Source organism: Rhodobacter aestuarii (genome assembly GCF_900156655.1).
GTDB classification, from domain to species: domain Bacteria; phylum Pseudomonadota; class Alphaproteobacteria; order Rhodobacterales; family Rhodobacteraceae; genus Rhodobacter; species Rhodobacter aestuarii.
The window spans coordinates 30,224-51,565 of sequence record NZ_FTOG01000008.1; the positions used below are offsets into that span (position 1 = coordinate 30,224).

Consider the following 21,342-nt stretch of genomic DNA (forward strand, 5'->3'; position numbering starts at 1 on the left):
GTTTCGCGCGCTAGACCATTAAGGTCAGCACAATGATCTGTGGCGCCAAGATCCGCATACACATCACCAGCGGATAGACCGAGGCATAGCCAATGGCTGCGGCAGAGGTGCTGGACATATTGGTGGCAAAAGCGAGCGCCGGTGGGTCGGTCATAGACCCCGCCAACACGCCCGACAGGCTGAGGTAGTTTACCTTCCAAATGATCCGCGCGGCAAAGCCGACGATCATCAGCGGGATCGCTGTGATGAACATGCCGTAGAACATCCAGCTAAACCCGTCGCCGTTCATCAGCGTATCGACGAATTGCCCGCCCGCTTTGAGGCCAACAGCGGCCAAAAAGAGCACAATCCCCAATTCGCGCAACGCATGGTTGGCGACCGGCGGCATAAAGAACACAAACGGCCCCAAGAACCCAATCCGCGAAAGCACGATGGCGGTCACCAGCGGGCCACCGGCAAGGCCAAGTTTCAAGGGTGCCGGAAGACCGGGGAAGGCAATCGGGATGGAGCCGATGCCGATCCCGATCAAGATACCAAAGAACACGCCCGCGAATTGCACCAGTTCAAGGCTTTTCGCTTGGTTGCCAAAGAGCGGTTTGACGGCATCCACGTCATTGGGGTGCCCCACCACGGTAAGGATATCGCCAAATTGCAGCGTCAGGCTCGCCTCGACAGGCAACTGCGTCCCCGCGCGCGTGCAGCGCGAGATTGACACGCCGCGTTCTTCCAACCCGAAATCGCGGATGCGTTTGCCAAGGGCTTTCTTGGTGGTCACGGCGATGCGTTGCCACGTCAGTTGCGATCCTTTGGTGGTGGTAAGGCTCACATCCACCTCTTCGCCCAAGATCAGCACCATCGCGTGCAGTTTATCTGCCGGGCCGACAAGGTGCAGCACATCGCCCAGATGCAGCACCATCTTGCGCGACGGGTGCATCAGCAGATCGCCACGTTTGAGCCGCGAGACCACAACGCCTTGGTCGTAAAGATCGGGCACCTCGCCCAAGGGCAGGCCCTCAAGGTTGGCGTTATGCACGACCACGTTGATTGCGGGCAGTTCTTGCGCCCCTTTTGCGCGGGCGTTTTCAAACTGCTCTTCTTCCGTTTCGATCTTGATGCGCAACACGGTGCGCACGGCGATCATGGTGATCAAAATGCCGATGATCCCGAAGGGATAGGCCACCGCATAGCCAAGCGAGGCCTCGGATATCACCTCAGAGGGAACACCTGCGTCTTTGAGCACCTGCGTGGCGGCCCCAAGGCCGGGCGTATTGGTCACCGCCCCCGACATGAGCCCCACAAGCGCGGGCACCGGAATATCGGCGATGAAATGCAGCGCGACAGTGGTGGTCACGCCCAATAACACAATCGAGGCGGCGATCAGGTTGAATTGCAGCCCTGCCTTTTGCAGCGTCGCAAAAAAGCCGGGGCCGACCTGAATCCCGATCGTGAACACAAAGATGATCAGACCAAATTCACGCACGAATTCCAGCATCTCGGGCGACAGGTGTAGCCCCGCCGCCGAGGTGAAATGGCCGACAAACAACCCGGCAAACAGCACGCCGCCGATTCCAAGCCCAATGCCGCGCCAATTGAGCCCTCCCAGCAGAAGCCCCAGCGCCCCGGCGAGCATCAATGCAGCCGATGCCAGAGCCACTTCTGACAGGGAATGTAGAAATTCCAATAGAGCCATGGTCACCCTCCTCCAGAGTGGCGCCCTCCCTGCGACAAAATGTGCCGAACTGCTAGGTTCAGGTCAACCCTTTGTTCCCCGATGAAAAAAGGTGCAGATATGACGCTTTTCAGGCCTCTCTTAGCGTGAGAGGCCCGGTTATGCCTTGCGCCAGATCATCCGGGGGAGGATCGGAGGGAATTATTGCAAATAGGGCATCGGATCGACCGAATCGTAGCCCTTGCGGACCTCGAAATGGACGAATCCGGTGTCGCCCGCGCGCACCTTGGCAATGGTTTGGCCACGGCTGACGCGGTCGCCCTTCTTCACCGTGATGCCGTCGATGTTGGCATAAACGGTGAGCAAGCCACCTTCGTGACGCAGCACCAAGATCGGCACTTGCTCGGTGTCTTTGGTGATCGCGGCGACGGTGCCTGCATCGGCGGCTTTCACCGGGGTGCCTGCGCTGGCGGAAATATCCACCCCGTCGTTTTTGCCCTTCACATAAGGCCGCAAGATCGCCCCAGAAACCGGCATGGCAAATTTGCCGCCACCAGAGGCCGCAGTACGGTTCGTGCCCAAATTGGGGGCCGCGGATCTATCAACCGGGGTCGATGCGGCGGGTGTGTGGTCCTCCGGCAGCGGTTGCGCGGCCGACGGCGGTTCGGGCGTGGGCGAGCCTTGTCCGGGTTGGGTAATTGCCGCTGTGGCCGGGGCCGGGGCTTTGCCCGCTGCCACGGGGATCAGCAGATATTGCCCTTCGCGCACGCTCATATCAGAGGGCAGGCCGTTCCATTCGGCCAAGGCTTTGGCGGAAACATTGTAATAGCGCGCAATCGAATAGGCGGTTTCGCCGCGCGCCACCTTATGGCGGATCGGTTCGGCGCCCACGGGCGGCGCCGGGGTGCTGGGCGCTGCGGCGGCGGTTTGCGTGCCTTCGGCACGGTCAATCGCGCCCGAAGCCAGCGAGGTGATATCAATCCGTTCCGTGCCTGCGCTTGTGGTCGCGGGCGCGCTCCCGGCCGGGGCATCGGCCACGCGGAACGGCAGCGAGACCACTTCGCCCCGGTTCAGCACGGTGGTCGGTTTGAGCGCGTTATACCGCGCCAGCCGCGCCCCATCGAGGCCAAGCCGGTTGGCAATATCGGCCACGGTGTCGCCTTGGCGCGCCACGGCAACTTGGTAATTCGGGTAAGAGATCACGCCGCGGCTATCAGGCTGGGGGCGCGCAACGGTGGCCTGGCGGGCGGCATTCGAAGTGTCGAAGCCCAAATCCCCAAAGCGGCGGAAATCCTCGTCCACGCAGCCCGCAACCGTCAGCAAAGCGATGCTGGATAGGGTCATGCGGATCATCGTCTTGCCGGGGAATGCTGGCATCGCTCGGTCCTCGTTCTTAGCCCCGTTACCCGGGGACGTTGCTCCATCGCGGTTTCTGTGCGGCCTTGGCCAGCCCATCACTCAATCGCCCGCCATGCCTTCAATCAATGGCACAAAGCGCACCGGGCGTAATTCTTCATAGTCAAACCCGTCTTCGGTCCGGGTCACGCGGATCAAGCTTTGCACGGTATCGGACTGCCCAACAGGCAAAACCATGATACCGCCGATCTTGAGTTGCGACAACAGCGGCCCCGGCGGGTCTTCGGCGGCAGCGGTCACGAGAATGCGATCAAAGGGCGCCTGATCGGGCAAACCGCGCGAGCCATCGGTGGCGAGCGAAACGATATTGGCCAGATCAAGCGCTTCAAACACCGCCTGCGCCTCGCGCGCCAAGCGGCGGTGACGGTCCACGGTGTAAACGCGCCGCGCCAATACCGACAGAATGGCCGCCTGATAGCCCGAACCGGTGCCGATCTCGAGCACGGTATCGCGCGTGCCGACCTCAAGCGCTTGTGTCATCAGCCCCACGACCGAGGGCTGGGAGATGGTTTGCCCGCAAGCGATCGGCAGCGGCATATCTTCATAGGCGCGCTCGGCAAAGATGCCGCGTACAAAGGCGCCACGGTCGATGCGTTCCATCGCGGCCAGCACGCGTGCTTCGGTCACGCCCTTGGAGCGCAACGCGAAAAGAAACTGCATCTTGCGTTGGGCCAACTCGTCCGCTTCGGTCATGCGAGCCGCCCCGTCAGATCAGTGAGCAGGTCATGCGCGGTAAGGTCCGCGCGCATCGGGGTGACCGAGGTATAGCCCTCAAGGTTGACCATTGCATCGGTGCCCGGCGCTGTTGCGCCATGCTGCGGGCCGCCCTTGATCCACAAAAACCGCCGCCCATTGGGCGAGTTTGCGGGTACGACGGAAAAGAAGCTGTCAGTGCGGTAGCCCTGCGCGGCGACGCGGTGCCCCTTCACTTGCGCGGCGGGCACGGGCGGAAAGTTCACGTTGTAAAACACCCGATAGGGGCCATCGTCCCAAATGCCGTTTTTCCAGATTTTGCGCACAAGTTCGGGGCCATGCACGCGTGCGGCCTCAAACGGGTCCAGCCCCGGTCCAAGGCAGGCGGGGCCAAGAAATTGGCTCATCGCAATCGCCGGGATGCCTTGCAGCGCTGCTTCCATTGCGCCGCCCAAGGTGCCGGAATAAAGCGCATTTTCGGCAGAGTTATTGCCGCGGTTCACGCCCGATAGCACCAAATCGGGTCGCGCATCGGGCATGACCTCGTAAAGGCCCGCGAGCACACAATCCGCAGGGCTGCCCTCGGCGGCAAAGCGGTTCGGGCCGAGTTCGGCAAAAGACATCGGGCGATTGTAGCTGACGGCATGCCCCACGCCCGATTGCTCAAAGGCAGGGGCGACGGTGATCACCTCGCCCTCCGGCCCGGCCAAGCCGCGTGCAATCTCTTCAAGCACGGCCAGACCCGGCGCGTTGATCCCGTCGTCATTGGTGATGAGAATGCGCATATCCGCCCCTTCGCCGCCCTTTGGTTCTGCTTAGCAAGGCCCCGCAGGGGTAACAAGCAAAGCCAAACAATTGGCGCCAAGGTGTGCCCTTGTGGCCCCGGTTTGCGGCTTAAAGCACCTCGGCCAGAATCCGGCGGGCCTCTTCATGGCAATCATGCAGCGGGTCGCGGTCTTCGACCGGGTAAAACCGGGCCCGTACCGCCGTTTCCATCGGTTGCGGTTGCGCGATCACCACTTTCGGGCCGATTTTCGCGGTTTCAGCCTGCCAGCCGCGCACCAGCGACATTTGCGCGGCTTTGGTCGCGCCATAAGACCCCCAGAAAGGCTGGCCGGTGTGGTCATCGTCAAAGAAGACTGCCGTGCCATCAACCGCACGCAGCAGCGGTTCGACCAGTGGGATCAGCGTGGTAACGGCGACATAGTTCGTGTTGACCGAGTTTTCGACATCTTCGGCATCAATATGCCCGGTCGGGCAAAGCGGTGCGGCGTGAATGGCGGCATGCACCCAAAGATCGGCCCCACCCCAGCGCGTGGCAATGCCCTGCGCCAGCGTGAGCATTTCTTCAGGCTTGGTGATGTCGAGCGGTGCGAGCGTGGCCGAGCCGCCTGCGGCTTGAATGCGGTCATCAAGCGCCTCAAGCCCGCCCACGGTGCGCGCAACGGCCATCACATGCCAGCCTTGTTTGCCAAGCTCTTCGGCGATGGCAAAGCCCAAGCCGCGCGACGCGCCGGTGACAAGGGCGAGTTTCTTTTTCGGCTGGTCGGTCATGGCATTCCTCCGGGATTTGCCCGGTTTCTAGGCGGGGCAGCAGGGCCGTGCAAGCGTCGGTTTGGCGCAGGTGGGCAGATGGTACGATTTGCGGCTCAGACGCGCGCAGGCAGGCGTTGGCGCGCTACGCGGGCGGAGACCTCTTGCAGGCCATGCACCAGCGAGATGCCCATGAAGCCGTGATAAACAATCGAGGCGCCAAGCAGGTGCAGGATGTAGATCCAGCCCGAGGAAATCGCGCCGCCAATGATCACGAAAATCGACACGACGACGGAGATCACAAGCGACAGCAGCATCGCCCGCCCATTGGGCCCGTAGCGGCGTTCATTGATCGCGCGGCGCTCAAGTTCTGCGGCGCCAAACAAAAGCCCCACCGAGAACAGCGTGTAGATCGTCAGCAGCCAGACCATGATCAAACTCCTTCGCGCCGCGAATATAGGCACCGCAGAAAACTAGCACCGGGGCGTCGGTTGCGCAACGGCGCGCGGGCCGTGGTTCTTCACGTTTGGGCGCTTGATGGGGCAGGGGGCTCGGTGCCCTCGCATTCGGCCTTCAGTCCGGCCAATGTCTGTGGCAAGCCCGCCTCAATCGAGCGCCCCGCCGTCATCGCAAACAAAAACGCCAGCGGACCGGTAAAGCTGATCCAGTGGGTGGTGGTGCAGCCGGTGTCGGTCGCTTCTAGCCGGTGGTGAAACCGCAGCGTGCCAAAGGGCAGCGGGCTTTCCACGGTGAAAGAGCGCCCATGATCGACCTCGGTGACGATGATCGTGGATTTTGGCCCTTTGCGCGGTTTGAGCCAGCCGCGCGCCCCCGCCAGAAGCCCCTCGGGCAGATACACCTCAAGCACCTCCGGGTCCCAGCGCGGCCAAGTTTCGACCGCTTCATAGCGGGCGAAAACGGCCTGCGGCGCGGCGGAAATGGCGATGCTGTGCGGCTGTCCCATGCGATCCTCCGGTCGGTTTCCCGTTTAGAAGATAGCCGCTTTGAGCATCCGTCAAGGGCACCGATCCGCGCGATAAAATACAAAAGGCCGGGTATCCCCCGGCCTTTCGTCTCTTCCCCGTCTGTCGGAAACAGCGGTTCGGTTTTAGCGGTCTTTCACTTCCAGATAATCCCGCATCGTCTTGCCGGTATAGAGCTGGCGCGGGCGACCAATTTTGCCCGTCGGGTCGCCAAGCATCTCTTTCCATTGCGAAATCCAGCCAACGGTCCGCGAAAGCGCGAAGATCGGCGTGAACATGGCGGTGGGGAAGCCCATCGCTTCGAGGATGATGCCCGAGTAGAAGTCCACGTTCGGGTAGAGCTTCTTGGAGACGAAGTATTCGTCCTCAAGCGCGATTTTCTCAAGCTCTTTGGCGACTTGCAGGATCGGGTTGTCGTGGACGCCGAGCAGTTCCAGCACCTCGTCCGCCGATTCTTTCATCACTTTGGCGCGCGGGTCGAAGTTTTTGTAAACGCGGTGGCCAAAGCCCATCAGGCGGAACGGATCGTTCTTGTCTTTCGCGCGGGCGATATATTCCGGGATCCGGTCAACCGAGCCGATTTCACGCAGCATTTCCAAGCAGGCTTGGTTCGCGCCGCCGTGCGCCGGGCCCCAAAGGCAGGCAATCCCCGCCGCGATACAGGCAAACGGGTTCGCCCCCGAGGACCCCGCCAAACGCACCGTCGAGGTGGAGGCGTTTTGCTCGTGATCGGCGTGCAGCATCATGATCCGATCCATGGCTTTCGCCAGTTCCGGTTTCACCACATAGGGTTCGGCCGGGACCGAGAAGCACATGTGCAGGAAGTTTTCCGCGTAGTTCAGATCGTTGCGCGGATAGACCATCGGCTGACCGATGGAATATTTATAGGCCATCGCGGCGATCGTCGGCAGTTTGGCGATCATCCGCATCGCGGCGACTTCACGCTGCCACGGGTCGTTGATGTCGAGGCTGTCGTGATAGAAGGCCGACATCGCGCCCACAACGCCCACCATCGTGGCCATCGGGTGGCTGTCACGACGGAACCCACGGAAGAACATGTGGATTTGTTCGTGCAGCATCGTGTGGCGGGTGATGCGGTATTCGAAATCGTTCATCTGTTTTTCGTTCGGCAATTCGCCGTTCAAAAGCAGATAGCAAACTTCGAGGTAGTGCGATTTCTCGGCCAGTTGCTCGATCGGGTAGCCACGATAAAGGAGTTCCCCTTTATCGCCGTCGATATAGGTGATTTCCGACTCGCAAGCCGCAGTCGAGGTGAAGCCGGGGTCAAAGGTGAACACATCCGCTTGGCCATAAAGCTTGCGGATATCGAGCACATCGGGCCCCACACTGGGCGAAAGCACGGGCAGTTCGTAGGTCTTGCCGTCGAGCGTAAGCGTGGCAACGCGTTGGGTTTCAGCCATATGTCCCTCTCCTGTAGCCGGCGAGCGTGCCGGAGCATCTGATCCGGTTTCCCGGGGGAGGTGGGCTGAAAATTAGCCCACCTGATCTGCCAGCCGGGCCAGCACTTCTTCGCGGCCCAGCAATTCCATCATGTCGAACACCGAAGGGGTCGCGGTGCGCCCGGCCAGCGCCGCACGCAAGGGCGCGGCAATTTTACCGAGGCCCAGATCATGCGCTGCGGCAATCTGTCCTGCGACACTTTCGAGGTCTTCCCGCGTCCAGCTAGCAGTTTGCAACTGCTGCGTCAATTCTTTCAGTATACCACGGGATACCGGGTCAAGCGCTTTGGCCGCTTTCTCATCCACGTCCACCGGGCGCGAGATTAGCGCGAAGCGTGCTTTTTCAAGAAGTTGCCCAAAGGTTTTCGCGCCGGTTTTCACCAAAGGCAGTGCCGCTTTCAGCGCCACTTTCTGTGCATCGCTCAACGGCTCCTGTGCAGCTGCCGCAAGGTAACCTTCGATCTGCGTCAGCAGGCTGTCATCTTCAATCTGCGCCATATGCTGGCCGCAGATGTTTTCGAGCTTCTTGAAATCAAGCCGGGCGGGGGCACGACCGATTCCTTCAAGATTGAACCACTCGCGCGCCTGCGCATCGGTGAAGAACTCGTCATCGCCGTGGCTCCAGCCAAGGCGGGTCAGGTAGTTGCGCATCCCCGCTGCCGGGTAGCCCATCGCCTGATATTCCTCGAGCCCCACAGCACCGTGGCGTTTCGAGAGTTTCTTGCCATCCGGCCCGTGGATCAGCGGAATATGCGCGAAGGTGGGCACGTCCCAGCCCATCGCGGTATAGACCTGCACTTGGCGCGCGGCATTGGTCAGGTGATCATCCCCCCGGATCACATGGGTCACACCCATGTCATGGTCGTCGACGACAACCGCCAGCATATAGGTCGGTGTGCCATCCGAACGTAAACAGACCATGTCATCAAGCTGGTCGTTGCGGAAGGTTACATTGCCCTGCACCTTATCCTCAATCACCGTCGCGCCCTCATTCGGGGCCTTCAGGCGCACCACATAGGGCGCATCGGGGTGAGTGGAAGGGTCCGCATCACGCCAAGGCGAACGGAACAGGGTGGATTTGCCCTCAGCCCGCGCCGCTTCGCGGAAGGCTTCAATCTCGTCTTGGGTCGAGAAGCATTTATAAGCCATGCCTTTGGCGAGCATTTCATGCGCCACTTCGGCATGGCGGTCGGCGCGTTCAAACTGGCTGATCGGTTCGCCGTCGTAATCCAGGCCGAGCCATTCCAGCCCCTTCAAGATCGCCGCCGTCGCCTCGGGGGTGGAGCGCGCCCGGTCGGTATCTTCGATACGCAGCAAAAAGGTGCCGCCGTTGCCGCGGGCATAAAGCCAGTTGAAAAGTGCGGTACGCGCGCCGCCGATATGCAGATAACCGGTGGGCGAGGGGGCGAAGCGGGTGACGATTTTTTGCGACATAGCGGCCTTTCTCGCAGGCCCCGATGGGGCTGCATTAACCTTTTGGAAACCATGATGCCCGTAGGCTTTCTTGAGGGGTTCTCTAATCCACGAAAGGGGGCCGGGACAAGTGGCGCGGGGGAGCGCAGCACAGCCCGAAGACCTGCCCAAGCGGCCCCAGCGCCGGGTGGTTCCCTTTTTTTACGCCGTTTCAAAGGCTTGTTTTGCAGGGCTTGACGACCCGTTTGGGGCGCTGGATCGGGCCCAAATCAACTGGGTGCTTTGGGCGCCCTTTGCCTTGGGGCTGGGGATCGGGTTTTATTTTGCACTACCTGTTGACCCTTCCGGCCCGCTCTTGTGGGGCCTTGGGGCTGCGGGCATTGGTGCGCTTTTGCTGTGGCTGCGCGGCCCGGGCTATACGCATCTGCCTGCGGTGTTTCTTCTGTTCGTGGCGTTGGGGCTGTTGCTGGCCAATCATCAAGCGCATTCCGTCGCCGCGCCGGTGCTAAGCTCTCGCTATTACGGCCCGGTTGAGGGGCGGATCATACGGATTGATCGGTCCTCGCGCGATGTGCTGCGGCTCACGCTCGATCAAGCCCGACTGCTCGGTAAACCCGCCAATGCAACACCCGTAAAACTGCGTATCGCCCTGCATGGGCCGCTGCCCCGCAACCCGTTGGAGCCGGGTCAGCGCGTAATGACCACGGCGCATCTGAGCCCGCCCAATGGCCCAACCGAGCCCGGCGCGTGGGATTTTCGTCGCAATGCGTGGTTCGCGCAGCTTGGTGCTTTGGGCTATACGCGCAGCCCCGTTTTGCTGATTGCCCCGCCAAAACCAGATGATTGGGGGCTTGCCGCGCATCGTTGGCGCATGGCGCTTTCCTCGGCGATGCAGGCGCGGATTGCGGGGCAGGCGGGCGCTGTGTCCGCCGCGCTGATGACGGGAGATAGGTCGGGGATCACCGAGGCTACGAATGACATGATGCGGGCCTCAAACCTCTATCACATGGTCTCGATCTCTGGGCTGCATATGGGGATGCTCGCGGGCTTTGTTTTTGCCGCGATCCGACATGGGTTGGCGCTTTGGGGCTGGGGCGCGCTGCGCCTGCCCACGAAAAAGATCGCCGCCGCTGTCGCCCTTGTGGCGGCCACGCTTTACCTCTGGATTTCGGGGGCTGATATCGCCACGCAACGCTCGTGGATCATGATCGCGATCATGCTCACGGCTGTGCTGTTGGACCGGCGGGCACTTTCGCTGCAAACGGTGGCGCTCGCGGCGCTGGTGCTACTGGCGCTTTGGCCAGACTCGCTTCTGGGGCCGGGGTTTCAAATGAGCTTTGCCGCCACCACGGCGCTCATTTTGATCGCCAAACCTTGGCCCCGGCTGCAAAATCACATCCCCCAGCTGTTGCGCCCGGTGGCGCTGCTGGTGCTGACCTCGGCCGTGGCGGGGCTTGTCACCGCGCCCATTGCAGCGGCGCATTTTGGGCGCATGGCGCATTACGGGATCTTGGCAAACCTTTTGGCCGTGCCGGTGATGGGGCTTGTGGTGATGCCGGCTGGCGTGCTCGCCGCCTGTCTTGCCCCCTTTGGCCTTGCAGGCCCCGCGCTTTGGGCGATGGGCAAGGGCACAGACTGGGTGCTTTGGGTGGCCGACTGGGTCGCAGGGCTGGGCGGCGCGCAAACCGCGCTGGTTGCGCCGCCCGGATGGGTGCTGCCGGTGCTCGCTTTGGCGGCGGCGGGCTTGGTGCTGGGGCGCGGTATTTTGCGCCTGCTTTCGCTTGGCGCGCTCGTGGTTGCCACTTTGGGCTGGTCGCTCACCCCGCGCCCGATGTTGTTGATCGCGCAAGAGGGCGCGCTGGTCGGCCTGATGACGCCTGCGGGCCGGGCGCTTTCCAAAGCCTCCCCAAGCTACACGGCAGAGCGTTGGCTTGAGGCCGATGGAGATACCGCCACGCCCGAGCAGGCGGCAGAACGCGCGGGCTTCACCGGGCCAAAGGGGCAGCGGCAGGCGATCTGGCAAGGCCGCCCGCTGGTGCATCTTAGCGGAAAAGGCGCATTGGACGCGCTGCCGATGGCTTGCCAAAATGCGGCTTTGGTGGTTTTGGCAGCCCCCGCGCCCAAAGGCTTCCAAGGCGATTGCACCGTGCTCGATACCCGCAGCTTAGCGCGCAGCGGGGCACTTGCCTTTGATGCGCTGGGCCGCAGCCATAGTGTTGCGCAATTGGCAGGGCACCGGCTATGGACCGATCCGCCAAAGTAAAACCGCCGCCCCATAGGAGGCGGCGGTTTTGCATTTCTTTTCCCACTCAGTAGCTGCGGATCAGCCCAACAAGCCGCCCCTGTACCTTCACCTGATCTTCGCGCAGCATTCGCGTTTCATAGGCCGGGTTCGCAGCTTCCAGCGCGATCATTCCGCCGCGGCGATAGTATTTCTTCAACGTGGCTTCATGATCTTCGACCAAAGCCACGACAATATCGCCGTTGTCGGCGGTGCCTTGGCTGCGGATCACCACGATATCGCCATCGTTGATGCCCGCCTCGATCATCGAATCCCCTTTGACCTCAAGCGCATAATGCTCACCCTTGCCCGACAGCATCGAGCCCGGTACCGCCACGTGATGCGAGACTTGGGCAATTGCTTCAATCGGCACACCCGCCGCAATGCGCCCCATCACCGGCAGTTCCATCGCGGTTGCCGTCACCTCCAGCGCGCCGCGCGGCGGATCCACCTTGTCGCCCGCAATCACTTTCGGCGTAAAGCCGGGCGGTTGCGTGGCCTCGGCTTGCAGTTGCGCGGCACGTTCCATCGACTCGGGCAGCTTCACGATCTCCAGCGCCCGCGCCCGATGCGCCATGCGCCGAATGAAGCCCCGTTCTTCCAGAGCGGTGATCAGCCGGTGGATGCCGGATTTGGAGCGCAGATCCAGCGCATCTTTCATTTCGTCAAAAGAAGGCGGCACTCCGTCGCGCGCCATCCGCTTTTGGATAAAATCCAAAAGCTCCAACTGCTTGCGTGTCAGCATTCCTGTATCCTCACTGGGGCCGCCGCTTCGGGCGTTCTTGTCTTGTTCTAACCCTGTTCTCGTTTCGTGTCAACGAATCCGAGGCGGAACCTGCATGCCGATCCGTTAAAGCGGCAAGTAGCTGACGGTTTCGCCCCTGCGGCGCGGGCGATCTTGGGCCGGGCGAATAAGCAGCGCTTCAGACTCGGCCAACACGCTCAACAGCGCGGAATCTTGGCTGGAAAAGGGGGTGATCACGGGCAAGCTTTCGCCGGGTGTCAGGCGCGCGCGCTGGTAATGCTGGCGTGGGCCTTCGGGCGGCAGATCGCAGCCCAAAACCGCCTTTGCAAGCGTGAGCGGCGTCTCAAGCCCTTGGAATTTCATAAGCATTGGGCGCAAGAACACATCGGCGCAAACCGCCGCTGCGACCGGGTTGCCGGGCAGCCCCAAAAGCGCCGCCTTGCCAAGCCGCCCCGCCATCAGCGGTTTGCCGGGCTTCATCGCCACTTTCCAAAATGACCGCTCCAGCCCCATCGTCGCGGCCACTTTCCCGACAATGTCATGGTCCCCCACCGAGGCCCCGCCCGAGGTCAGCACCAGATCGGCGCCTTCGGCCTGATCCAGCACCGCGCGCAGGCTGGCCTCATTGTCGCGCGCAATTGGCAGCATCCGCGCCTCGGCCCCGTGGCGCGCCACCTCGGCGGCCAAAAGATAATTGTTCGAGCAGATGATTTGGTCCGCGCCCGGCGTTTCGCCCGGTTCCACCAATTCATCCCCTGTGGCGATAATCGCCACCACGGGGCGGCGATGCACCGCGACCTGCGCCACATTCATGGCCGCCAAAAGCCCGATGTCGCGGGCATTCAGTCGCCTACGTGGGAAATGCGCGGCTCCTTCCGCAAAGTCCTGCCCACGCGGGCGGATATGCGTGGTTTTGGGCAGTTTGCTTAGCGTGATTGTGTCGCCCGCGCGTGTCACATCCTCTTGCGGGATCACCCGGCCCGGGCGCGCGGGGCAGGGGGCGCCCGTGAAAATGCGCAACGTATGGCCGGGGGGGATCTCGTCACTAAAGCCGTGGCCCGCTGCCGCTTCGCCTGCCACGATGAGCGTGGCGCCCGGTCGGGCATCGCTTTCGGCCAGCCAATAACCATCCATCGCCGAGGCATCAAAGGGCGGTTGGGTCAGCTGTGCTACCGCAGGTTCGGCCAAAACGCGCCCTGCCGCTTGTGGCAAAGGCTCGGTTTCGCACGGCAAAGGCGCAACGAGCGCCAAGACATGCGCAAGCGCCTCTTCAACCGAAATCACGGGGCAGCCTCATAGCGGCCCGATTTGCCGCCGTCTTTCATCACCAAACGGATGCCTTCAATCTGCATCCCCTTTTCGGCGGCTTTGAGCATGTCATAAAGCGTGAGCGCCGCGCCGGAAACGGCGGTCAACGCTTCCATCTCCACCCCGGTCTGGCCCGAGGTTTTGACGGTGGCGCGAATGCGCACGCCGGGCAGGCTTTCATCGGGGGTGAGGTCCAGCGCCACTTTGGTGATTGGCAGCGGATGGCAAAGCGGAATGATCTCGGCGGTCTTTTTCGCCGCCATAATCCCCGCCACGCGGGAAATGCCCAGCACATCGCCTTTTTCGGCGGTGCCTTGGGTGACAAGGGCAAGCGTTTCCGCCGCCATCACCACGCAGCCCTCTGCCACCGCTTCGCGCGCGGTGACCGGCTTGCCGGAAACATCGACCATATGCGCCTTGCCCGCGCCGTCGAAGTGGCTCAGCATGTAAGCAGCGCTTTCGTGGCGGCGGCGACATCGGCTTGCCGCATCAGGCTTTCGCCAATGAGGAAGCGGCGCGCGCCGACCTCGGCCATATCGGCCAAATCTTGCGGTGTGAAAAGCCCGCTTTCACAGACCAACTCGCGCCCCTCCGCCAAGATCGTGGGGGCCAGTTCGCGGGTGACATCCAGCGTCACCTCAAAGGTTTTGAGGTTGCGGTTGTTCACCCCCAAAAGCGGCGATTTCAGCACTTTGAGCGCGCGATCAAGCTCGGCGCCGTCATGCACCTCAATCAGCACATCCATGCCCCAGCCAAAGGCGGCGTCTTCCAGTTCCGCGGCCAAGCTGTCCTCGACCGAGGCCATGATGATCAAGATGCAATCACCGCCCCAAGCGCGTGCCTCGGCCACCTGATAGGTGTCATAGAGGAAGTCTTTGCGCAAAGCGGGCAGGGTGCAGGCATCGCGCGCCGCCGTCAGAAACTCGGGCGCGCCTTGGAAGCTTGGCGTATCGGTCAAGACCGACAAACACGCCGCGCCGCCTTCTTCATAGGCTTTGGCGAGCGCGGGCGGGTCAAAATCGGGCCGGATCAACCCTTTGGAGGGCGAGGCTTTCTTGATTTCCGCAATCAAGCCATAGCCTTGCGCGGCTTTTGTGCGAAGCGCTTCGGCAAAGCCGCGGGTTGGGGCTTGGGCCTTGGCGGCGGCTTCAACCTCCGTAAAAGGCACACGGGCTTTGGCTGCGGCCACTTCCTCTAGCTTATAGGCTTTGATCCGGTCGAGGATATTGGTCATGCGCTCAGCACCGCTTTCAGTGCTTCAAGCTTTGCTGAGGCCGCGCCGCTATCAATGCTTTCGGCCGCGAGCGCTGCGCCCTCTTTCAGATTGCCCGCTTTGCCCGCCACAACGAGCGCCGCAGCGGAGTTCAGCAGCACCGCGTCGCGATAGGCATTGCGTTCGCCCGCCAAAAGCGCGCGGAACGCGGCGGCGTTCTCAGAGGGTTCGCCACCGATGATCGCCTCGAACGGATGCGCGGGCAGGCCAGCCTCTTCCGGATGCACCTCAAATTCGGTGATCTCGCCATTCACCAGCGCCGCGACCCAGCTTACGCCACAGATCGACAGCTCATCTGTGCCATCCGAGCCATGCACAAGCCATGCGGACTCGGACCCGAGCGCCTTGAGCACCTCGGCCATCGGGCGGATCCAATCGCGCGAAAACGCGCCGGTCAATTGGCGCTTCACGCCTGCGGGGTTGGTCAGCGGTCCGAGCAGGTTGAAAACGGTGCGGGTGCCAAGCTCAACTCGCGCGGGGCCAATATGCTTCATCGCCGGGTGGTGCATCGGCGCCATCAGGAAGGTGATGCCCACATCTTTGAGCGCTTGCTCGGCCAAAGCCGGGCCTTTCATCACATCAAGCCCCAGCGCGGTCAGCGCATCTGCCGCGCCGGATTTGGACGATAGGTTGCGGTTGCCGTGCTTCGCAACCGGAACGCCCGCGCCGGCCACGACAAAGGCGGTCGCGGTCGAGATATTCAGCGTGCCTTTGCCATCGCCCCCGGTGCCGACAATATCCATCGCACCTTCAGGCGCGTTCACGCGGGTCATTTTTGCGCGCATCACCGAGGTGGCGGCGGCGATTTCATCCACCGTTTCGCCACGCGTGCGCAAGGCCATCAACAGCCCGCCCATTTGCGCGGGCGTGGCCGCCCCTTCAAAGAAAATCTCAAAAGCGGTTTCGGCCTCGGCACGGGTCAGGGCACGGTCGGCGGCAAGGCCGATCAGGGGTTTCAACTCGCTCATGCGCTCACCTTCACCTTTGCTTCTTCGAGGAAATTGCGCAGCAACTGATGGCCGTGCTCGGAGGCGATCGATTCCGGGTGGAATTGCACCCCTTCGATCAGTTTTTCTTTGTGCCGCAGCCCCATGATCATGCCTCCGTCCAGCCAGGCCGTGACCTCTAGGCAATCGGGCAGGCTTTCGCGTTCCACGATCAAGCTGTGATAGCGGGTCGCTTGGAAGGGCGAGGGCAGGCCGCGAAACACGCCTTTGCCGGCATGTTCGATTGTGCCCATCTTGCCATGCACGATCTCGCCCGCGCGCACCACTTTGCCGCCGAAAGCCTCACCAATCGTTTGGTGACCCAAACAGACGCCCATCAAGGGCACGCCCGCCTCTGCCGCCGCCAGCGTCAGCGGAATGCAAATGCCCGCTTGCGCAGGGTCACAGGGGCCGGGCGATAGGATAATCGCCTCTGCGCCAAGGCCCATCGCCTCTTGCACATCCATCGCGTCATTGCGCACGACTTTTACCTCGGCCCCAAGGCCGCCAAAGTAGTGCACAAGGTTGTAGGTAAAGCTGTCGTAGTTGTCGATGAGCAGCAGCATGGGCTTTCCTTCCGTGTCCGGCGCAATCTGGGGGTGAACAGGGCCGGATGTCGCGGTATAGATGTTCAGAGCGCGCGGCCCGGGTCAAGCCCGCAAGGTAAAAGCGAGGCGCGGCCCGCGCGCACAGGCAAGGAGTGGCAGTATGGCACGTGGCATGATCGCGGGGATCTTTGCGGGGGTGGTTGTCTCTGGATTGGGGCTTTCCACGGCTGCGGTGATGGTGCCGCCGCCCGGTCGTGGGCCGGTACTCCCGGTGCCGGGGCAAGGGGCACAGCCGGTTGCGCGCCCTGAGGTGGCCTCTCGCGCAGGTCCGGCAGAGGGCGTGCCGCTGCCCGCGGGTTCCGAATTCGCGCGCACGGATGGGGAGCAATTGCCCGCCGCCACAAGCGATATTCCGGCGCCCGATAGCCCTGAAAATCCGCCCAAAGCTCCGCCAAGCGAAGCGATGACCGGGGCAGAGATTGCCGCGCTTGACGATCCGGTGACCGCGCCGCCCGCGCGCCCGCAGCCCGATATTGCGCCACCAGTGGCCCCCGTGGCGCCGCAAACGCCCGAGGCAGCGCTGGAAAGCGCGCCTTCGGCGGAACCGTCGATGCCCGTGCCGCCGCCCGGTGAAGCGGTTGCGCCCGATCTGCCGCCTGCGGAGGTGATCCCCGAACCGGGGCAGGAAATCACCTTGATGCCCGATGGCGCCTTGGTGCCGGTGAGCCCGGCATTGCCGCGGATGCTGAACCCCGGTGAGGGGAGCGGATTTGCCGATGCCGAGGGCACGAAGGTGAACCGCTTGCCGCAGGTTGGCGCGGATCCGCAAGCGGCCCCGGCCACAGCCACTGCAGAGCCCCAAGAAGATGAGACGGTTACTGCCGCCTCTGCGCCCGCCGCGCTTCCGGCGATTGAGCGTTTTGCCGCGAGTTACACCGCCAAACCGGATCAGCCGTGGTTTTCTGTGATGCTTTTGGACCAGGGAGCAGCGGTGGGGGGCTTGGATCGAGAGACGATCAAGGCGCTTGGCTCTTGGGTGACGGTGGTCATTGATCCCGCTGCCCCGGATGCCGCGCAAGCGGCGCGCGATTATCGCGCGGCGGGGATGGAAGTGGCGATCTTGGCCGATCCTTTGCCCGATGGGGCGGAACCGAAAGATGTGGAGATCGCCCTTGCGGGCTGGCGCGCCGCAGTGCCGGAGGCGCTGGCGCTCGTGGAGCCCGAACGCCCGGTGTTGCAGGGTCAAAGCCGTTTGGCCGAACAGGCGCAAAAGGCGCTTGCCGCCGAGGGGATGGCCTATGTGACGCAATCGGTGGGCATGGGCGCGCGCACCGAGGGGGGCTTGCAAGCCACGATTTGGCGGGTGCTGGATGCGCGGCGTGACAAGGCGACGGTGATCGCGCGCACGCTGTCGCGCGCGGCTTTTGAAGCCAAGCGCGATGGATCGGTGGTGGTGATGCTGTCCGCTTGGCCGGAATCGGTGGCCGGGCTGCAAGAATGGCGCGCAGAAGCCGAAAACGGCCTGAACCTCGCGCCGCTTTCAGCGACGGTGCAAGCGATGGCCCGGCCCTAAGGGGGGCCCGGGCTTGTGGCCCGGGCGCATTGACTTAGCTATTGCCGCGCCGCACGAACAGGCCTGCATCCTCCGCCGCGCGGCGGAGTGCTTTGGATTTGTTCACGGTTTCTTGGAACTCGGATTCTGGGTCGCTGTCATAGACAACGCCACCGCCTGCTTGGATGTAAAGCGTCTCATCCTTCACCACCGCCGTGCGCAGCGCGATGCACATATCCATCTCGCCATTGGCCGCAAAGTAACCCACGCCACCGCCATAGATGCCGCGCTTTTCGGGCTCTAACTCGTCGATGATTTCCATCGCGCGGACCTTGGGCGCGCCCGAAACGGTGCCAGCCGGCAGGCCAGCCAGCAGGGCCGAAAGGGCATCTTCGCCCTCGGCCAATTCGCCCACCACGTTCGAGACGATGTGCATCACATGCGAATAGCGCTCGATCACAAACTGCTCGGTCGGGCGCACGGTGCCGATTTGCGCGACCCGGCCCACATCGTTGCGGCCAAGGTCCAAGAGCATCAAATGCTCGGCCAGTTCCTTTTTGTCGGCCAGCAGATCAAGTTCCAGCGCCTTATCTTCTTCGGGCGTGGCGCCACGGGGGCGGGTGCCGGCAATCGGGCGGATCGTCACTTCGTTTTCGCGCAGGCGCACCAAAATTTCGGGGCTCGCGCCCACAATCTGGAACCCGCCAAAGTTCAAAAAGAACATGAAGGGGGAGGGGTTGGTGCGGCGCAGAGAGCGGTAAAGCGCAAACGGCGGCAGCGGGAAATCGGCCGCCCAGCGTTGCGCGGGCACGACTTGGAAAATATCGCCCGCACGGATGTATTCTTTCGCCTTTTCAACGGCGGCTTTATAGCCCTCGGGCGTGAAGTTTGACCGCATCGGGCCGACTTGCGCCGCCTCGCCCATTTCGCGGCCTTGCGCGGGGGAACGGTCCAGATCGCGCAGCGCATCCATCACCCGCTCTGCCGCTTGCGCATAGGCCGCGCGCGCGGTGAGCCCCGAGCCTTGGAAGGCGGGCGCGCACAAGATCACATCGCCCTTCACACCATCGAGCACCGCCACGACCGAAGGCCGCATCAGCACCGCATCAGGCACGCCAAGCGGGTCGGGGTTCACATTGGGTAGATGCTCAACCAAGCGGATCGTGTCATAGCCCAAATAGCCAAACAGCCCCGATGCCGCCGGAGGCAGATCATCGGGAATATCAATCCGGCTTTCGGCAATCAGCGCGCGCAGGCTTTCAAACGGATGGCCGGGCAGGTCTTCAAAGGCATCATCAAACCGCGCTTGACGGTTGATGCGCGCCTGATTGCCCCGGCATTCCCAAATCACATCGGGCTTCATGCCAATCATGGAATAGCGCCCGCGAACCTCGCCGCCGGTGACGGATTCCAGCATGAAGGAGTTCTTCTGCGCATCCGCGAGCTTCAGCATCAGCGAGACAGGCGTATCCAAATCGGCGGCAAGCCGCGCATAGACCAGTTGGTTTTTGCCCTCGGCCCAGGCTGCCTCGAACACCTCGTAACTGGGAGAAAGGGCAACCATTTTGGCCTCCGTTATTGAATTTGTGCCTGCACCGCGTTGATCGCAGCGCTATCAAGGGTAATGCCCGCTTCGCTTTGCGCGGCAGCGGCGTAAAAATCGACCAGGTCATTGCCGATCATCTGCCCCAGTCGCGACGAGAAGGTCTGCGAAAGCTGTTGCATCTCTGGGCTGTTCATATCGGCGGCATGTACGGCCATGGGCGTGACGACAAAGACGGTCTGTGCATCGCTCACCACCGCGCCTTTGTCCGGCTCCGTCGCAAAGGCGGTTTCGGCCAAGCCTTGCGGTGCGCCTTCCACAAAGGCCCCCCGGATCAGCGCATCTTCACTGCGCACCTCAAGCCCTTGGTCGACCAAGCTGGTGCCAGCCTCGAGCGCGGCCACAACCTGATCGGCTTGCTCTTTCTTCAGCCGCATCAGTTCGGCTGCCGCCCAAGCCTCACTCACCCGATCGCTGACCTGATCAAACGGGATCGGCGTGGCGGGAGTGATGCCATCAAGGCGCAGCGCGAACACGCCGCCATCGGCCAAATTGCCAAGTTCAGGGAAGTCTTGCGCGGTCACAGCCGTCGCCGCCTCGCGGAAGGCTTCATAGCCGGCAATGCCATCGGTCGTTTCCGCGCTAAACGCGATATGACCAAGCTGCATCGCGGTTTCTTTGTCCATTTCCTCAAGCGTGGCGCCCGAGGCGAGCCGGTCTTCCAGATCGGAGGTCACGTCGGAGATCATCCGCCGCCCGCGTTCTGCGGCCAGCTCTGCCGCAATATCGCCGCGCGCATCTTCGAAGCTGGTTTCTTCCCCGGGATAAATCGCATCAACCGAGAAAAGCGCCGGGCCAAGGTCCGTTTCAAACGGGCCGATAGCGCCCAGATCGGTGGCCGCAAAAACAGCAGCCCCTGCCGTGCCGCCAATATCGGCTTCGCTTTGTTCGCTCATGGAAATGTCGGTGGCCGAAAGGCCGCGCTCTTCGGCCAGATCCGCCAAAGTCGCTTCGCCTGCCGCGATGCGGGCCATCCCGGCATCGGCTTCCTCTTGCGTCGGGAAGACCAGCTTGGAGACATCGCGCCGCTCGGGTTGAACAAACTCGTCCTTGCGGCTGTCATAGGTCTCGCGCAGCGTTGCCTCGTCAATCTCGACGGCTTCGGCCATCATTTCGGGCGTGAGCCACGCATAGGTGATTTCACGCGCCTCGGGGCTGGTGAAATCGGAGATATGCGCCTCGTAATAGGCTTGCAGCGCCGCGTCATCGGGCGTGCCGACGGGGGCGGGCAGGCTGTCTTCGGTGATCTCGGCAAAGGCGATATCACGGGTTTCGCCCAAATAGGCGGTGTAGGTGTTCACCAGTACCTCGGGGGCAACCGCGCCACCAGCCACCGCGCCTTGCAAGATCGAGCGCGCAATATCAGCGCGCAGGCGCGCTTCAAAGGCAGCTTCAGTATAGCCCTGACGGCGGATCATGTCGCGGTAGGCGGTCCGGTCAAACTGACCCGTCGGGCCTTGGAAGGCTTGGGCCGATGTGATCTGGCGGCCCACTTCTTCATCCCCAACCGACAGATGCAGCCGGTTTGCCTGCTCGCTCAGCCCTGCTGCGCCAAAAAGCTGGCCCTGGACGGCACGATCAAGCCCAATCGCTCGGGCTTCCTCCATGCGCAGAGGGCGGCCAAATTGCGCGGCTGCGGCGTTCATTTCTTGGCGCAGCGCATTGGCGTAATCTTGCACGGTGATCTCGGTTTCGCCCACCGTGCCGATGGATTTTACCCCGCCCGAGAAGTTGGAGACCCCATAGCCGCCCAAGCCGAAGATCAGCATCGCAAGCAAGATCCACACCACAACGCTTTTGCCGTGGCTGCGCAGCTTTGTCGACATCCCATCCTCCCGGTCTTTGGGGGCCCGTTTTGAGGGCCTTCTGGCGGTGTTTA

General features: G+C 62.5%; 19 protein-coding genes. 2 read left to right on the plus strand and 17 right to left on the minus strand.

Translation table 11 applies throughout. From position 1 onward, the window contains the following. Positions 1-10 precede the first annotated feature (10 nt). From BW967_RS12040 to gltX, 9 genes are all read right to left on the minus strand, one after another. Complete coding sequence (locus BW967_RS12040; protein WP_083952194.1) at positions 11-1,690, minus strand: putative transporter; 1,680 nt, start codon at positions 1,688-1,690, stop codon at positions 11-13. Between the two features lie 180 nt (positions 1,691-1,870). Continuing rightward, positions 1,871-3,046 (minus strand): peptidoglycan DD-metalloendopeptidase family protein, encoded by a 1,176-nt coding sequence (locus tag BW967_RS12045; protein ID WP_083952196.1) that lies wholly within the window; start codon positions 3,044-3,046, stop codon positions 1,871-1,873. Between the two features lie 81 nt (positions 3,047-3,127). Beyond that, positions 3,128-3,778: a protein-L-isoaspartate(D-aspartate) O-methyltransferase gene (locus BW967_RS12050; RefSeq protein WP_076485334.1), complete on the minus strand. Its 651-nt coding sequence runs from the start codon at positions 3,776-3,778 to the stop codon at positions 3,128-3,130. After that, positions 3,775-4,563 carry a 5'/3'-nucleotidase SurE gene (gene surE, locus BW967_RS12055; protein WP_076485335.1) on the minus strand — a complete coding sequence of 263 codons (789 nt, stop codon included), beginning with the start codon at positions 4,561-4,563 and terminating at the stop codon, positions 3,775-3,777. The genes BW967_RS12050 and surE overlap by 4 nt, the downstream gene beginning before the upstream one ends. A gap of 109 nt (positions 4,564-4,672) precedes the next feature. Next, complete coding sequence (locus BW967_RS12060; RefSeq protein ID WP_076485336.1) at positions 4,673-5,332, minus strand: SDR family NAD(P)-dependent oxidoreductase; 660 nt, start codon at positions 5,330-5,332, stop codon at positions 4,673-4,675. Between the two features lie 95 nt (positions 5,333-5,427). After that, a complete protein-coding gene (locus BW967_RS12065; RefSeq protein ID WP_076485337.1) occupies positions 5,428-5,742 on the minus strand; it encodes a hypothetical protein in 315 nt (104 codons plus the stop codon). A gap of 89 nt (positions 5,743-5,831) precedes the next feature. Continuing rightward, on the minus strand, positions 5,832-6,275 hold the full coding sequence (locus BW967_RS12070; RefSeq protein ID WP_076485338.1) for an SRPBCC family protein: 444 nt from the start codon (positions 6,273-6,275) through the stop codon (positions 5,832-5,834). A gap of 144 nt (positions 6,276-6,419) precedes the next feature. Continuing rightward, entirely contained in the window at positions 6,420-7,715 is a 1,296-nt protein-coding gene (gltA, locus tag BW967_RS12075) for a citrate synthase (protein WP_076485339.1), read from the minus strand. 72 nt (positions 7,716-7,787) lie between these two features. Continuing rightward, positions 7,788-9,188, minus strand: a complete 1,401-nt coding sequence (gene gltX / locus BW967_RS12080; RefSeq protein ID WP_076485340.1) for a glutamate--tRNA ligase — start codon at positions 9,186-9,188, stop codon at positions 7,788-7,790. 109 nt (positions 9,189-9,297) lie between these two features. Here gltX and BW967_RS12085 point away from each other — a divergent pair, with 109 nt between their 5' ends. Beyond that, entirely contained in the window at positions 9,298-11,430 is a 2,133-nt protein-coding gene (locus BW967_RS12085) for a ComEC/Rec2 family competence protein (protein ID WP_245826544.1), read from the plus strand. 46 nt (positions 11,431-11,476) lie between these two features. Here BW967_RS12085 and lexA read toward each other — a convergent pair whose 3' ends face one another. The 6 genes from lexA to BW967_RS12115 form a co-directional block, all read right to left on the minus strand. After that, on the minus strand, positions 11,477-12,193 hold the full coding sequence (lexA, locus tag BW967_RS12090; protein WP_076485341.1) for a transcriptional repressor LexA: 717 nt from the start codon (positions 12,191-12,193) through the stop codon (positions 11,477-11,479). 105 nt (positions 12,194-12,298) lie between these two features. Beyond that, positions 12,299-13,477, minus strand: a complete 1,179-nt coding sequence (locus tag BW967_RS12095; RefSeq protein ID WP_076485342.1) for a molybdopterin molybdotransferase MoeA — start codon at positions 13,475-13,477, stop codon at positions 12,299-12,301. Continuing rightward, entirely contained in the window at positions 13,474-13,947 is a 474-nt protein-coding gene (gene moaC / locus BW967_RS12100) for a cyclic pyranopterin monophosphate synthase MoaC (RefSeq protein WP_076485343.1), read from the minus strand. Before moaC ends, BW967_RS12095 begins: the two co-directional genes overlap by 4 nt. Further along, positions 13,941-14,735, minus strand: a complete 795-nt coding sequence (trpC, locus tag BW967_RS12105) for an indole-3-glycerol phosphate synthase TrpC (protein WP_076485344.1) — start codon at positions 14,733-14,735, stop codon at positions 13,941-13,943. The genes moaC and trpC overlap by 7 nt, the downstream gene beginning before the upstream one ends. Then, positions 14,732-15,742, minus strand: a complete 1,011-nt coding sequence (gene trpD / locus BW967_RS12110; protein ID WP_076485345.1) for an anthranilate phosphoribosyltransferase — start codon at positions 15,740-15,742, stop codon at positions 14,732-14,734. The genes trpC and trpD overlap by 4 nt, the downstream gene beginning before the upstream one ends. Beyond that, on the minus strand, positions 15,739-16,326 hold the full coding sequence (locus BW967_RS12115; protein ID WP_076485346.1) for an anthranilate synthase component II: 588 nt from the start codon (positions 16,324-16,326) through the stop codon (positions 15,739-15,741). The genes trpD and BW967_RS12115 overlap by 4 nt, the downstream gene beginning before the upstream one ends. Positions 16,327-16,468: 142 nt before the next feature. Here BW967_RS12115 and BW967_RS12120 point away from each other — a divergent pair, with 142 nt between their 5' ends. Further along, a complete protein-coding gene (locus tag BW967_RS12120; RefSeq protein ID WP_076485347.1) occupies positions 16,469-17,881 on the plus strand; it encodes a divergent polysaccharide deacetylase family protein in 1,413 nt (470 codons plus the stop codon). Between the two features lie 34 nt (positions 17,882-17,915). On the opposite strand, the gene trpE is transcribed toward BW967_RS12120, so the two are convergent. Further along, on the minus strand, positions 17,916-19,424 hold the full coding sequence (gene trpE, locus BW967_RS12125; protein WP_076485348.1) for an anthranilate synthase component I: 1,509 nt from the start codon (positions 19,422-19,424) through the stop codon (positions 17,916-17,918). An 11-nt stretch (positions 19,425-19,435) separates the two neighbouring features. Further along, positions 19,436-21,289 carry a SurA N-terminal domain-containing protein gene (locus tag BW967_RS12130; RefSeq protein WP_076485349.1) on the minus strand — a complete coding sequence of 618 codons (1,854 nt, stop codon included), beginning with the start codon at positions 21,287-21,289 and terminating at the stop codon, positions 19,436-19,438. Positions 21,290-21,342 lie beyond the last annotated feature (53 nt).

Bases quoted from the DNA above. Each gene is read 5' to 3' on its own strand.
- BW967_RS12040 (WP_083952194.1), bottom strand. From the start codon at position 1,690: ATGGCTCTATTGGAATTTCTACATTCCCTGTCAGAAGTGGCTCTGGCA.
- BW967_RS12045 (WP_083952196.1), bottom strand. From the start codon at position 3,046: ATGCCAGCATTCCCCGGCAAGACGATGATCCGCATGACCCTATCCAGC.
- BW967_RS12050 (WP_076485334.1), bottom strand. From the start codon at position 3,778: ATGACCGAAGCGGACGAGTTGGCCCAACGCAAGATGCAGTTTCTTTTC.
- surE (WP_076485335.1), bottom strand. From the start codon at position 4,563: ATGCGCATTCTCATCACCAATGACGACGGGATCAACGCGCCGGGTCTG.
- BW967_RS12060 (WP_076485336.1), bottom strand. From the start codon at position 5,332: ATGACCGACCAGCCGAAAAAGAAACTCGCCCTTGTCACCGGCGCGTCG.
- BW967_RS12065 (WP_076485337.1), bottom strand. From the start codon at position 5,742: ATGGTCTGGCTGCTGACGATCTACACGCTGTTCTCGGTGGGGCTTTTG.
- BW967_RS12070 (WP_076485338.1), bottom strand. From the start codon at position 6,275: ATGGGACAGCCGCACAGCATCGCCATTTCCGCCGCGCCGCAGGCCGTT.
- gltA (WP_076485339.1), bottom strand. From the start codon at position 7,715: ATGGCTGAAACCCAACGCGTTGCCACGCTTACGCTCGACGGCAAGACC.
- gltX (WP_076485340.1), bottom strand. From the start codon at position 9,188: ATGTCGCAAAAAATCGTCACCCGCTTCGCCCCCTCGCCCACCGGTTAT.
- lexA (WP_076485341.1), bottom strand. From the start codon at position 12,193: ATGCTGACACGCAAGCAGTTGGAGCTTTTGGATTTTATCCAAAAGCGG.
- moaC (WP_076485343.1), bottom strand. From the start codon at position 13,947: ATGCTGAGCCACTTCGACGGCGCGGGCAAGGCGCATATGGTCGATGTT.
- trpC (WP_076485344.1), bottom strand. From the start codon at position 14,735: ATGACCAATATCCTCGACCGGATCAAAGCCTATAAGCTAGAGGAAGTG.
- trpD (WP_076485345.1), bottom strand. From the start codon at position 15,742: ATGAGCGAGTTGAAACCCCTGATCGGCCTTGCCGCCGACCGTGCCCTG.
- BW967_RS12115 (WP_076485346.1), bottom strand. From the start codon at position 16,326: ATGCTGCTGCTCATCGACAACTACGACAGCTTTACCTACAACCTTGTG.
- BW967_RS12120 (WP_076485347.1), top strand. From the start codon at position 16,469: ATGGCACGTGGCATGATCGCGGGGATCTTTGCGGGGGTGGTTGTCTCT.
- trpE (WP_076485348.1), bottom strand. From the start codon at position 19,424: ATGGTTGCCCTTTCTCCCAGTTACGAGGTGTTCGAGGCAGCCTGGGCC.
- BW967_RS12130 (WP_076485349.1), bottom strand. From the start codon at position 21,289: ATGTCGACAAAGCTGCGCAGCCACGGCAAAAGCGTTGTGGTGTGGATC.